This is a genomic window from Lentzea roselyniae, assembly GCF_039537795.1.
In the GTDB taxonomy this organism is placed as follows: domain Bacteria; phylum Actinomycetota; class Actinomycetes; order Mycobacteriales; family Pseudonocardiaceae; genus Lentzea; species Lentzea atacamensis.
Genome location: NZ_BAABBE010000037.1, coordinates 804 through 15,567, shown reverse-complemented (window position 1 = coordinate 15,567; position 14,764 = coordinate 804). Strand labels below are relative to the sequence as shown.

At 67.1% G+C, this 14,764-nt stretch carries 1 protein-coding gene (running past one end of the window); it reads right to left on the bottom strand.

The window, feature by feature from the left end:
- On the bottom strand, nucleotides 1-14,764 hold the start of the coding sequence (locus ABFX45_RS39780) for a hypothetical protein (protein ID WP_346135965.1). The gene continues 30,995 nt to the left of window position 1, outside the view; only the first 14,764 of its 45,759 coding nucleotides appear in the window; the start codon lies at nucleotides 14,762-14,764; its stop codon lies off the left edge, out of view.

Sequence of the window (14,764 nt, the reverse complement as noted above, 5' to 3'; positions counted from 1 at the left end):
TCGACTCGACCAGAGTGCCGCTGACCGTGGTGATCTTGGTCCGCTGGTACTCCACCGGCCCGAGCATCCTCGGCTTGACCGGCGTGAGCTCGACCCCGATCCGGGCACGGTTGTCGGCCCGACGGCGGTTGTGGTGCAGGCCTTCGACGACATGCCTGCCGAACATCCGCGGGTCCCTGCGGAGCGCCTCCGGTGAGAGCCTCTCCGCGATCAGCTCCGCGTTCGAACCGACGCGGTCGCCGTAGGCCGGATCACCTGTGGCGAGGCCGAGCATCCGGTGAGCCGAATCGACCAGGTGCTCGGTACCGACGACGCTCAGCACGTCGGCACCCTCAAGCACGCGGTCGTGATGCCCGGACAGGTCGTCGATCATCACGCCGTCGTCCAGCGGACGCGTGGAGATCGGCCTGACCGTCACGTCTTCGGGCTTCACCTCAGTGGTCAGATGGTCGGGGACCAGCAGCTCGACGGGCACGACCTGGGAGTTGTCCCGCCCAAGGCCCGCATGCGGGCCCTCGACCGTCACCCGCCTCACGTCGAGGCGATGCCTGCCGGGCCGGCCGACGGTGATCCGGCGCAGCAGCTTGTTCGAACGGGTGTAGGTCTCCACCACGGGAGCGTGGATGTGGAGGTCGAACTTGAAGTGACGCAGTGCGGTCTCGCCCCTGCCGCCCTTCGGCTCGAGCATGCCCGCGTGCTTGTGCTCGGTGACCTGCCCGGTGTCGTTACCGACCGTGACTCCCGACGACCAGGTACGCCCCAACCTGAGGGTCGCCAGCAAGACGTTCGCACCCTTGTCGATCACAGCGGCGAAACGGCCGTGCGGCCCGATGCCCGCGCTGGTCGTCCTGTTCGCCGTGTAGGTCCGGGTCTCGTACTCCTTCGTCCGGGTTTCCGTCATCGAGTCGAGCAGACCGGCCTGCACGTCACCGTCGACCAGATTCGTCATGGACGCCCTGAGCCGGACCGTGACCACGGTGTCGGTGAACGGCCCCTGCTTGACCAAGGGGATGACGAGTTCCTTCTTGGCCGTCGACTCGCCGTCATCGCTGTCACCGGGATGGTTGAGCATCATGTCGACCAGCTGCATCAGCTGCTTGTCCGACAGCCGCGACTTGAGCGTCCGATCGCGACTCAGGATGTCGTTGATCACCGGTTTGAGCCCCGCCGCCAGGTCGGGGTCGTCGAAGTGCTCGATGAACTTCCGCGAGCTGAAGTGGTACAGGTGGTGGTCCGGAACATCGCGCAGGGCCGTGGCGAGCGCCGCGTAGATGCGGTCCCTGCCCCGGAACGAGTGGATCTTGGCGCCCGCGAGCGACAATCCGGACTCGAGGTGCGCCGGTGCGTACCGCTCCCTCGCTTCCGGCTCCCGGTACACGGGCTTCGTCTCGTCCGTGTCCGGCGCGGGGTCGATGATCCCCGCGGCCAGTGCCCGCTCCCTCGACACCCACTGAATGCCGATGAGATCGCCTTCCAGGAACACGGGCGGGTTGCCCAGCACCCGTACCTGCAACTGGTAAACCGACCCGTATCGGACGAACTTGCCGGTGAAGTTGTGCTCGAAGCGGATACCGGTCTCGCGCTTGTGACGGCTGCTGAACGTCCGCAGGTGGCTCAGGTCGACCCTGCCGCCCAACGTCGCCATCAGGGGGCCAAGGGGGACGAAGACACCGCCGAACACGCCGAGCCCACCGGCGCGTTTGGCCATCTTGCCGTCGGTCCGCGCGCTCTTCGTGTTGTCCCAGTCGAGCAGGTAGAGACCCGTGACCATCTCGTCGAGGACCTCGACCTGACGCGGCACCGCGCGCATCTCGACCATCGATCCGTCACGGAGCATGTCGATCGATCCACCGGCCGTACCGGTGATCAGCGGCTCTGATCGCCGCCAGCTCGAGTCCGGGTGGTCGATCGGGTCGGCCGTGATCATGCCCATCAACTCGGCCTTGATGTTGCTGCGGTGCAGGAACTCGGCGAGAACTTCGCGGCCCGGACTGCCGACCGCAGTCAGGTGTGCGGGCAGCATTCGAGCGACCTGCTCGAAGAACGACGAGCGTTCCGGAGTGATGGTCAGCAGTTCCTCGAGGGCGAAGTCCTTCGGCGGCGGCTGGGTGAGCGGCTTGGGCCCCGCTCCGATGTTGGAGCGTGCGGCCTTCGGATGCCCGAACACGAAAGCACCGCGCAGGCCCGGCTGCTCACCATGCCCAACCGAGCCCACGACTTCGCCGTCGGCGCCGATCAGCTCGAACTCGTACGAGACGGACGTCTCGGAGACCCGCGTGTCGAAGTCCAGCACCAACATGGACCGCTTGTGCTCCGCGGAGATGTCCCGCGATGTCTGCTGGTTGACGTTCGTGGTGCCCGACGGCGTGACGACCGCGACGAACGGCGGAGCAGCCGTGATCAGCACGGGCAGCGTGCCCGACGGGGTGGACGAGTAGGCGGAATGGCTCGTCTGGAACCGCCGGTACCGAGTCTCCGGCGGCATCGTCCAGCGCGGCCGGCCGGGGACAGTTCGCGCCTGGTCCCACTCCAGCTTCGCCTTCACCCGCAGCTCGTGGGGCTCGCCGTCGATCTTCACGCTGAACTGGCGGCCGTCACCGAGCATGCTCGCGACGTCGTTCCTCATCGCTCGCTGGACGTGGTGCAGCCCCTCGATCTTGTGCTTGTGCTTTCCGACCGGCCTGCGCTCACGGCCGCTCGACTTGCGCAGCACCCTGCGAGCCCGCGGCAGCATGCTGCGGAACGCCTTCTCGATGCTGATGTCACGAACCTGGGTGTGCACCATGGCCTCACCGAGGCCCTGGCCGCGGCGCAGGTAGTCCGGCATGCCGCTGAGCACCTCGGCAGCGGAACCCGAGGGCTCCGGCGTGGACTGGTTCTCGTCGTTCTCGTCGTTCTCGTCCTGCTCGGGGATGACCGGCAGTCCGGAGGGTGTGCGGACGACGTCGTGGTCCTGCTCCACCGGCTCGCCGAGGCCCAGTTCGACGAGGCCTGCCTCGTCCACGTCCAGCACGACCGGCTCGTCCGGTCCGCTCGCCAACACCGTGGACCAGATCCTGTGGTCGGACTTGGCGCGGTAGGTGGGCGCCACCTCCCACATCGGCGTGGCCCGCACGCGGTGACGGGTACTGCCGTCCTCGGTCACGTAGGAGTCCAGCAACTGCCGGTCCTGCAAATCAACCTTGATCGCGATCGAGGACAGCGGCCCCTTGCCCTTCAGCACATAGCCGCGCTCGGACATCGCGGCTCGGAGGTTCGCCCACAACCGCGCCGGGGACGTCGCGTCCATGATCTCGGCGACACGTCCGGCGCCGGGATCGGGCCGCGACCGCCCGATCCTGGGTGCCTCTGACGGGTAGAAGATCCGGCTCAGCGTCTGGTGCAGCGCCACGGCGGGCGTTGGCTCGGCCTCGATGTCAGCCACGGGGTCCAGCCCGACCAGGCCGCCGCGCTTTCGCTCCGCGCGCAGCGGCTCCGCATTGGTCCGGATCGGCTTCAGGTCGTGCGGGACATCGGAATCCGGCAGGGCGTCGGCCACCGCGATCGCGGAGCTGACCGCACCCTCGACGACGAACGCGCGGTCGAACTCGCCTTCTGGCGCGGACAACGTGATCCGCAGGTCGTGTGTGAAGCGCGCCTGGTCCTCGGTCGGTGGCACGACCTCCTGGCCGGTGTCGAGCGCGTTCGGCGTGGCGTCAGGACTGCCGGGGTGGAAGACGCGGGTGAACCACCTCTGCCGCGCGGAGGGCTTGACGGGTGGCGTGCCGGGCCGTGTGCCCTGGAACTCGCCAGGGCCGAGCGTCGCCCGAACGACGATGTCCTGCTCCACGACACCCGCAGGAGTCTTGACCTGGACGCGGATCGGGAATCCACCGTTGAGCATGGCGTCGAGCAGGCTGCCTGGAGATCGCTCGGCATCGGGGCCGAGCAGGTCCGCGACGGCTCGCTCGTTGAAGTCCGTGATGCCGTCCGGATCGGGCAGCGACTTGAAGGTCAGCTTGCGGTACAGCCAGGCCAGGGTGGACTCGCGTGCCTGGAGCGTCCGCGTGCGCTTGTTCACCGCGTTGCTGATGGCGGTCGTGATGCGGCGAACGGTGACGGCCTCGTCGCGCAGGTCGACCGATCCGCGACCTTGGCCGAGGCCGTGCGGCGCGCGATAGGTGACCCGGCCGCCGCTCGTCATCGCGGCGTCGCCCTCATCGGGAATCTCGGGTAGCGCATCGACGTCCGCGGGTGCGGGGTCGGCGGTGGTGCGGGTGCCGTCGACGGTGATCAGGACGTCATCCGTCTGGTTCACCTGCTCGGATGTCGTGACGAGCTGCAGGCCGATCTCGTCGCGGCCGATCCGCTCCATCGGGTCGAGGTGGGGCTGGGCCGCGGAGAGCTGCTGGTCCACCAATGCGGTGAACTGGTCGGCAATTCGCCTGCGCAGGCTCTCACCGAGCTCGGCGCCACCGCCGGCCACGACGACGACCGGCACCGGCAGGTCCGCCCTGCGCCTGGCGAGGACTCCTGCGACGAGGTCCGCCGCCTGGTGGTGCATTCGGTCGAGATCCTCGTCCGTCGGCGGGGTCGAGCCGTCGGCGAATACGTACACCTCGGTCTTCACGGAGCCCGGGAACTGCGGTTCGGTCTCAGGGGCGGGCAGGAGCGCAGCCGGGTAGCGGTGGCGGTCTGCGGCAGAGCGGTCGGTCTCGGTGAACTTGATGAGGTCGAGCACGTCGACCACCGCATCACCCGCCGAGATGCCCTTCGTCGACGTGGTCGGCATGGCCACCGTCGTCACCAGGCTGGACAGCTCGGAATCGGCGGCGAGCGCCGCGGTGGCGGCCCGGAGCACGATGCCTGGACGCTCATGCGCGCCGGCCATGCGCAGGCCGGTCCTCAGGTCGAGCACGCCGTCGACGACGACAGCCGTGGCCAGAGCATCCCTGATCCGCACTGCAAGGGCGAGCGTGCCGGGTCCGTCGTCGAGCGAGACAGGTCCACGCGGCTTTGCCACCGAATCGCTGTCCGCGTGCTGCACCTTGATCGCGAGCTCAGCCGCCAGGTGCTCGTCCGTCACCTGCCCGGTCGCAGGGTCTTCGACCGTGCCTTCGACGTTCTGCTCAACGCCGGGTCGGACGTTCGGTTCCGCGAGTGACCTGACGTCGGTCTCGTCGTTGGACGACAGGTCTTCGTCCGACGCCAGGTCGTTCCGAAGCTCAGCACGCTGGTGTTCGTCGACCCATTCGACGAACCCTCTCGCGTTCTCCGTGGACCCGCCGTCCGCCTCGATCTGAAGAGCGACCAGGCGCGCGATGCCGAGGTAGCGGTTCAGCACCGCCCTCTTAGCCGGGGTGAGGTTCTGCACCTGCTCGTCGGTCATCTCGGGGATCGCCCCGAAGACGCTTTGCACGATCTCGTAGGCCGCCTGACCGATCTCCTCGTCCGGCTCCTGGAGTTCCTCGTACGCCGCCTCCCACGCGGCGACGCGCTCTTCCTCGTCCCTGAAGTTCCGGCTGTCCAACCGGTTCAGGTACTCCTGAACCTGGATTTGCCGGTACGCCCACTTAGCGAGTGCCTCGGCGTTGTCGGTGCGTTTGCCACCGTCGGCGTAGATCTGCTCGGCGACCAGATCCGTGACTCCGGGATGCGCCTCGCCGAAGACTTCGTTGACGATCCTGCGAGCCTCCCCGCGCATGTATTTGCTCGCCACCAGCCTGTGGGCGACGGCGTCGAACTCCGCATCCCAGTCGCCGGTGTAGCTCTCGCCGCTCGCCGGGTGCAGGTGGGCCAGGCGCCAGCGGAAGTCGAAAACAACCTCGTCGTCCTCGCCCGACTCGGGTTCGGCTTGCTGGCCTTCGGCGACCGACGAGCCCTCTTGCTCCGAATCCGTGACGGTGTCGAGGTCGCTGGACCCGAACTCCGGGCTGGCTGGATCAACCGTTGCGAACTGCTCAGCCGCCCACATCGCCAACTCCTGCGGAGCCGACGTGACGGTGTCGTTGTCGAAAACGATCTGCTCGGCGACGAGGTACAGGACACCCTTGTGCAGGAAGACGTCATTCTCGGTGCGCGTCATCTGAATGCCGAAGGCCGCCTCCACGAAATGCTGCGCAGCCTCCAACGCGTGCTTGGGGTTGACCGCGTTGGCCCTCGCGAACTGCTCGAACTCCGCGGTGACACGATCGATCTCGGCATCCCAGGCGTCGTACAGGGCGTCGTCAAACTCACCATCGCCACGGTCCAGGTGCGCCAGCCGCTCCCGGAAGTCAGCCGGGACGTCGGGCTCCTGCTCCACCGAAGCGTCATCCGCAAGTGCGCCGTCGTCAGTCCACGACTGAATCTCGTCGCCCTCGTCGCTTTTGGCCAGATCACCATCCAAGTCGGACTCGGTGAGGTCGTTCTGCGAGTCGGTCTCGGTCAGGACGCTCTGCTCGTCGTGCTCCGCCAGATCACCCTGGGCGTCAGCCTCGGCCAGCTCCACGATCCGCTTACCCAGCCAATGCGCGAGCACGGCGGCCCGACCATCCCGGCCCCTGTCCTCCTGGATCTGTTCCTCGACCAGCCGCACAACCCACCCACGACGCCGGTCGAAGTCGCCCTCCAGCCGCTCGGCCTCATCCCCCTCAAACTCCACACCACCCAACGCCTCGGCCACGAGCTCACGCGCCCGCCCCACGAACGGCTGACGCCCCTCAAGCCCCTCATCCGCACCAAGAGCCTCATCCCACGCCGCCGCCCAACCGGCGTCACGAACCCCCACACCATCGAGATGCACAAACCGATCCCGAACCGGATCCCCGACAACAACCCGCCACTGCTCCGCAGCCCACGCAGCAATCTCCAGCGAATCAACCGTGACCACACCACCGTCAACGATGATCTGATCCATGACCAGAAGCACCGTGTCCGCCCGAAGACCAACCCGCCAAGGCCTGTCGGCATCCACCGGACCAAACACCCCGGCAACAACCTCATCCGCCAGTCCACGCGCTACATCATCATCCCCATACGCCTCCTCAACACTCGCGACAACCGCACTCCACCACTCCCGCCACTCATCATCACTCTCGAAATCCGCACGCAGAACATCGAACAACCGATCCGCGCCCCCACCATCCACATCAGACCCGATGACCGACGCAGCCTCATCACCCGCAAAGGACCCGATGATCGACGCAGCCTCACCATCCACACTGGCGTCATCAATGGCCACGAAGTCGTCGTCAAACTGCGGGTCGAGCTGCGCACGCTGGTGCGGGTTGGAAACATCCAGCGGCACTACGCTGCCCGAACTCTGGTCCGGCGCCATACGGGGCGCTCCAGCCTCCGACTCGCTGTCTGAGCTGGTGTCCTGGCGCGTCCACCCCCGCACCACCGAGTCGACGAAGGCGAACCGCTGTGGCGCCTGCTCCCGTAAGGTGCCCGGGTCGATGAAGTAGTACATGACCGCCTCGGCCAGGTCCTCGTCCGCGTTCGAGGAGCCGTAGAACGTGATCGGACGCTCGCCCTTGAAGTTCGGCCAGTTGTCCGCCGTCCACGCGCCGACCGCGGCTTTGAACGCCGGCAGTTCGTCGCTCAACGCCTCAGCGATGAGACGCGCGTTGTCCGTCGTCGCGTCGAAGCCCTGGTACTCCGGACGCCGCTGAAGGATGTCCTCAATCGCTGCCGCATGTTTGGGCGAGCTTTCGCGGAACGTCGCCAGATCGCGCGTCGCAGCCTCTATCGACGCCACGAAGTCTTCGTGCGCGCTCAGAGCATCGTTGTACGGCGGCTCGGCGTCGTCCACGAGCACCGGATAATTGGCGGCGTCCCACGAGCCGAGCTGCGTGCGGAAGTCGTCTACGAGGTCTTCCAGCAAGGCGTGGGTCAGCTCGTGGGTCGCCAGCGCCTCGACCGACCGCGCACCACCGCCGAACCCGCCCAGCATCGAGGTGGCAAAGAGGTTGATGCCCTTGGTACCGGGGAAGTACTTCCCTTGAACGTTAACGGCAATACCACCATCTCGGCCGATGCCGAAGGTGACCGCACTTACCCTGGTGATCTCCTGCGCCACGTTCACACGACCGGAATTCGCCCGGTTGCTGCCCAGCAGCGGGGCGAAGTGGTCGAGTGCGGCCTGCAGACCGCGCAGTTCGTCGATCTTCCACGCCCGCGGCTGGATTGCGGTGATGTCGCGAGCCGGCGCGGTCAAGTACCTGGTGTTCATCGCGTCGACGCCCTCGGCGGAGTCAAGCCTCACGCCATGATCGCGCTCGATCGCGTCCACGATCCGAACGGCTTCCTCGATCACGTCGTCCTGGTCCGCGCCCGACGGAATCTCCACCGACTCCGAGGTGTGCGGAGCCGGCAGCGCGATGCCCCACGCCGCGGTGCTCCGCGCGATCATCAACCTGCGCACGTTGTCGAAGGCGTTCCCCCGCTGCAGGGCGGCCACCGCCACCACACCCCGCCAGCGGTCGAACTCGGCCACCGCGTCGGCGCCGACCTCCTCAGCCCGTACGGCCAGCATGTCCCGGTCCACGCCCGACTCGCGGTGGGCATTGTTGAGCAGCGCCTCGGACTGCGCTTCCGGCATCGCGTCCAGCTGCGCGTGCGCGTCGGCGAACACGCCGTCCCAGGCGGCGTTCCAGTCGTCCTTGGTGCGGAAGTTCTCCGGGGCGAGGTCAGCAATGAGCGTGAAGACGTCCCGGCCACCGATCCCCGCGGGTGGCAGGTCGTCCGGCCCCTCGCTGTAGACGCTCGCGGTGTCGATGTCGGAGTTCTCGTCGTAGTGGCTGCCCGAGTCGTAGCCAGGATCATCGTCTGGGGTCGAGCCGACGATGGCCGGTGTCCAGCCCGCGACCAGGTCGTCGAGGAACGCCGCGCGCTCAGGAGCCAGCTCGCGCAGGGTGCCCGGGTCGAGGAAGTAGTACATCGCCGTCTCGGCAAGGTCTTCCGCCGGATTGGTCGCGCCGTACTTCGTGATCGGACGCTCGTTGCGGAAGTTCGGCCAGCCGTCCGCAGTCCACGCGCCGACCGCGAGGTTGAACTCCTCCAGGTGCTCGCCCAGCACCTCCGCCAGGTGCTCGGCGTCCTCGTCGCCGTCGAACAGGTCAGGGTCGTTCATCCACAGCCGCGCGATCGCTTCGGCGTGCTTCGGCGACCGCTCGGCGAAGGCGTCCATGTCGATTCGGCTGGCTTCGATCGAGGCAATGAAGTCGGCCTTCGCCGTCCGCGCTCCGTCGACCGGCGACTCTGCGCCGTCCACGAGGATCGGGCGGCCATTGGCGTCCCACGTGCCGAACGCGTTCGTGAAGTCGTCCTGGGCATAGTCGAGCACGCCATGCGCGATCTCGTGCGTGGCCAACGACTCGATGCCGCGCACACCGCCGCCGAAGTCGCTGACATCACCGTTGGCGTACAACGAGAAGTTGCCGACCCTGCCGAAGTACTCGCCCGCTGCGGTCGGGTCGATACCGTCCTCATCCAGGCTGAAGGTGACTGCGCTGACCGACCGGATCTCCTGCGTCTCGTGCCTGCGAGTCGAATCGGCGCGCCGGTCGCCCAGCAACGGCGCGAAGTGCCCCAGCGCGGCCTGCACTCCACGCAGCTCGTCCAGGTCCCACGGCCGTGCGCGAATGGCGTCGAGGTCGATGGCGGGTGCGTCCGGATGCGCGTCCGTCTGGACCCGCACACCTGGCGCGGAGTGCACGTCCACGTTGAAGCGCGTGCTGATGTCCTGGGCGATGTCGAGGGCCGCAGAGATCGCGTCGTCCTGGTCGACGTCGTGCGGGACCTGGAGCTGCTCCCCTCGGAACCCCGTGAGGGGTACGCCCCACGACGCCGTGCGCCGGTCGATGGTCACCCAGTGAAACAGGTCGTACGCCGCCTGCTCGCGAACCTCCGGGTCGAGGTCCGCGTCTTCCTTCAGCTGCATCGACACGAGTGCGATGAAGCCGTGCAGGCGTTCGCGGTTGATCGCGTGCTCGACGCTCTCTTCCGGGTCCACTTCGGACAGCTCGGCCATGTCGATGCCCGTCACGATGTGTGCGTCGACGCGCAACGCCGTGGCCTCGTCCGCGTGCAGCGCGTCGAGGTCTTGGCGAGCCTTCTCCAGACGCGCGTCCCATGCCGCGTCCCACGTCTCACGATCGGGGAAGTTGGCCGGCTGCAGGTCCGCGAAGACCTCGGCGTAGTTCCTGTCGATGTCCGGTGTGGACGGGACCGGCGACGGAATCCGGAAGTCTGGCTCGGATTCGCTGTCGAAGTCGTTGTCGTTGCTCGGCTCTGGCGACGGAATCCGGAAGTCTGCGTCTACATCCGACTCGTCATCGCTACGCGGCTCCGGCGACGGAATCCCGAAGTCCGGCTCGGAGTCTGGAGCAGCGTCGTCCTGCGTTGCCAGGCTGTCGAGGTACTCGTCGAGGTCGATCTCCTGGGCCGACTGCAGCACATCGACGATCTCGTCGAGGCCGTACCCACCGTTGAACAGGCTGTTCAGGCTCGGGTGGACGACCGGCCGGAATCCGCCCTCGAGCAGCAAGCGCTGCATCAGCACGAAGATGTTGAGGCGCCCGTTCCCGTCCATGAAGGGGTGGAGAACGTGCAGGTTGCGCACGAGTCGACCGATCGCGCGAAGGTGATCCGAATCGTTCCGGGCGTTGTCCACGGCCGTGCGGAAGTCGTCGAACATGGCGTTCACCACGGCGGGCACGTCGTCCGCCTCGTACATGGTGTGCACCTTCGGGATGCCGCCGGTCTCCTGGAACAGGGTCAGCGGCTCCGGCTCACCCGCGTCGATGGCTTCCTGTCCGCTCTCGGGAGTCGCGATCATCCGCCGGCCGAGGACCCGCTCGTCGAACATGTCCGCAGCCGGCGTGTCCGCGCCCATCCCGAAGGACACCGAACTGCCGTCCACCCCGGTCAGCTCGTAGTCGCCGGTCGTCCGGGAAGTGGCCAGCCCGTGCAGCTCGGCGTACTTGTTCCAATCGAGCGTCGCGACCTGCACGACATCGCCGTCGAGGGCGCTGTCGAACGTCGCGAGCATCGAATCCTGGAACCCTGGCGACTGCTGGTGGTCGTACAACGATCCCGGATCGGTGGGGAACTCCCGGAGCGCCCTCCTGTGGTCGTCGGGATTGATGACGAACAACCACTTCTGGTGGTCCGCGACGACATCAGAGAAGTACCGATGCCCTGGTCTGTGCCCTACCGACACCGAACCGGACGTCGGTTCCTCCGACTCCGCAGGTAGTGCCGGAGTCGAATCCGTTTCCGCGGGCGCAAGGCTGAAGTCGCCCAAGAGACCAAGGTCGAGATTGGCGAACTCCTCGTCCTCCGACTCCTCCACGGTGTCGGTTGCGGCAGGCGCGGCAGCAACGACTGGCGCGATGGAATCCCGGCGAGGCACGCGGACCTCGTCGACCAGGTCGGTGTGGGGCTGCTCGTCCGCAGTGAAGTCGTCCTGCAGTCCGGTGGTCGAGGACTGTTCGGTCGTCCTTTCCGGCGCTACGTCCCGCGTCGACGGTGTGGACCCGACCCCTTTCCAATAGATCAACGCCTGCAGGACCTGGTCGTTCTCCGGCAGGCGAACCGAGTCGTGGACTCGCGTGAAATAGCGGTGCAGATCAGACTGCTCATCGGCGATGTCGCGCAGCGCCTCCGCGACGATCCGCACGTTCTCCGGACGCGGTGTGTTCGCAACGCCCAGGTTGTGTAGCGCGGCCGCGACATCCGGCTTCTGGGACTCCACCAGAACGATGAGTCCGTTGAGCTCATCGGCCGTCAGGTACACATCCGACAGATGCGCCTTGGTGGTGAGGTATTCCAACCTCAACGCCGAGTTGTCCACCACCCGTGCGATGTCGCGTGCGCGCGGATTGCCGTCCAGCACCGCGGCCACCGCCGCCCCCTGGCCCGGCATCGCCTTGCCCAGCAGATCCGCGAGCTGTACCACCTCGCTCGTCGGGTCCCCGGGGTCGGTGTCCTCGTGCTGGACGTATGCGAGCAACTCGTTGAACGTCTCCAACGCGCCCTCGATACCCAGCGCCCGCTTGAGATCCACACCCTCGTCTGTGATGTCCGTCGCGTTCTGCGCGTCGGGATCACCCGTCGCGGCCGCAGTCCACGGAGTGCCACGGCGCAGAGTCTCCGTGACGACGTGCAAGCGGTCCCGCGAACTCTCGTCGCTGTCCGGCGGGTACGGCGTGTGATTGTCCAACACGGACAAGTTCGGTCGGCGCAACAAATGCGTCAGGTTGGTGGAGTTCGCCCCCTCCGTGATGGCGGGCAGACTGCCCAGCCGGTACATCTGCTGGAAGACGCTCTGCGGCAATGAGCCCGTCCTCACGACCAGGACGTCACCGTCGTTCAACTCCGCAATCCGCTGCTCCAGATCGGGCGACGTGATGTCCGCGCGCATCAGCCAGTCCGCCTCGAACGGCGGGACGTAGGACACCGACGAATCCGTGATCTCCAGCATGATCGCCGGCCTGCCGCCCAGTGAATGCACGGCCGCCGCCAGATGGGCCGAAACACCGGGCCGCAGGAATCCTTCCAGCGCCAACAAACCGTAGACCGGCATCAGCTCGACCTGCTGGTCGCCCAGCACCGCGTTGGCGACCACCTTCAGTCCCGGCGCCTTCGGGTTGCCCGGCATCTGCCGATCGATGAAGTCGCCCAGCAACACCGGATCGTCGAACTCCGGGATGCCGTAGATGAACCGGACCTCATCATTCATGTGCTCGTCGAGATCAACGATCCGAGCCCCGCCATCAGCAGCCGGATCACGCCGAAGGTGGACCCTCGAACTGGTCTCCCAGGCGTACGGTTTCAACACGATCGCGTCATCGGCTTCGAAGCGGTCCAGGAACTCCAACGCGGCGCGCCCGTTCGACTTGCCGATCGTGTCGTCACCGGCCGACAACACCAAAGTCCGACCGGTGCCCACCGTGTGATCGGAGGGACTCCGGACCACCACCGGCTGCAGGTCCTCAGTGATCAGCAGCTGCAGCTTCCGCGCGGACTCCTCGTCCGCCACGAACGTGATCTGATCCCGGAAGCCACCGTCACGCAACGACTTCACCAACGTCGTCGCTGCCGCCTGATGGCCGAACGACTTCGCGTTGCCGACCGCCACCACGACGTTGTCCACATCGGACAAGAACTCGGTGATCGACGGAACGGATGCCGCTTCGGGTGCTGAGATGAGGGCGGTGTCCTGGTCGACAGTGCCTGCGGACCCGGCCACCGCCTCGACGCCGACCTGTGCCCTCCGCTCGGACTCGACGGCCTCCGGAGCCGAGTCCCACGACACCGGCGCATCGGTTTCGATACCGGTGACCGGCCGACCCGGAACGCCCGCGTGTCCCTTGCCCTTGCTCGGTTCCTGTCGCGGATCCGGCCGCAGGCTTCCGTGCACAGCAACGTAGTTCGCGATCTCGCGCTCGTTGGGTGCCGCGGGCATCGTTCCGCCCAGCAAGGCGTCGTCATCGTCGCCCTCGATCGCGTCCGCAACGCGCGTACCCATGGTGAACACGGCTTCGTCGAAATCGACGATTGGACCGCCTACCTGTGCAGTGCGGCTGTCGATCAGGACGAGCGGGGTGTCATTGGTGTGGCCCAACGTTGTCGTGACGACCGCGCCGACCGGGAAGCTCGGATCGGCAGGGTCGTAGCCCGCGACGAAGCGGAGGTCCTCGCTGTCGTTCGTCCCTCGATGCTGCACGGCGTCCCACTTCGCCGTGTCGAGTTCCGTCGTGAACGAGATGAAGCTCGTGTCGCGTTCATCGAAGTCCGCCTCGGGGTTGCCGTCGAGCGGCGGAATGGCGCCGTTCTGGATCTCCTTCCAGCTCGGGTGCCAGACGGGTACACCGCGGTGCAGCGTCAGACCGCCGTCGAAGTACTGCCGCACCCGGTTCGCCGTCTCCTCGATCGAACCGGGTTCCAGCGCGTCGACGCCGATGTACAGGTTCAGGTTTTCCACACGGTAGAAGTCGCCCACCGGAGCCACGTTCAGGCGCAGCTCACCCAGCACCAACTGCTCCAGCGGCGGAGTGACGGACGCCGAGTTGTCCCCTTCGCGCCGCGACGCCAGGAACGACCCGATAGCCCCGCCCCTGATCCTGGTGATCTCGCCCGAGGCGAACTGCCCGGCCAGCAGCTGCGCAGCCCCCTTCGAGCCCTTCGGCAAGGTCACTTGCCGCGCGGACAGGTAGACGAGCACGCGGGACAGGTCGGCCGGTTGGATCTCCCCACCGGGCCATTGAAGGCGTTGAAGTTCCGAATTCAGCGCGCGGAGCAAAGTCTCGTGGGAGTCGGACCACTTCTCGGTCGCGCCCTGCTTCCAGTCGACGTCGTCCACATCGGACTGTCCAGCCTCGTCCGATCGCGAGTCGCGCGCGGTGTCCACATGGGAATCCAGCTCGGCTCTGGGGTCGAGCGTCGCCTCCTCCATCGGGGCAACCGGTGCGGGCGAGACGTCCGTCTGCGTGTTCGAGGTGGCTTCCGGCGACATCGACGGCGCGGCCGACTCGGTGGAGTCCGCCTTCGTGTTCTGGCCGGCAGCGGCGGTCGTCGTGTTGGCATTCGGTGCCGTGGTACCCGGCTGAGCGGTGGCCGGCGCCGGACTCTGCTGCGTGGCCGTGACCGGACCGGGCGTCGTGGTCGGGCCGGACGTGACCACGCTCTTCGGCAGCGCGGTCGCCGGGGTCTGGGACGGCTGCGCTGCCCCAGGGGTGGCCGACGGGGCGGGCGCCGTTGCGGAGGATGCGCTGACCAGGGTCGGCGACGTCGGCAT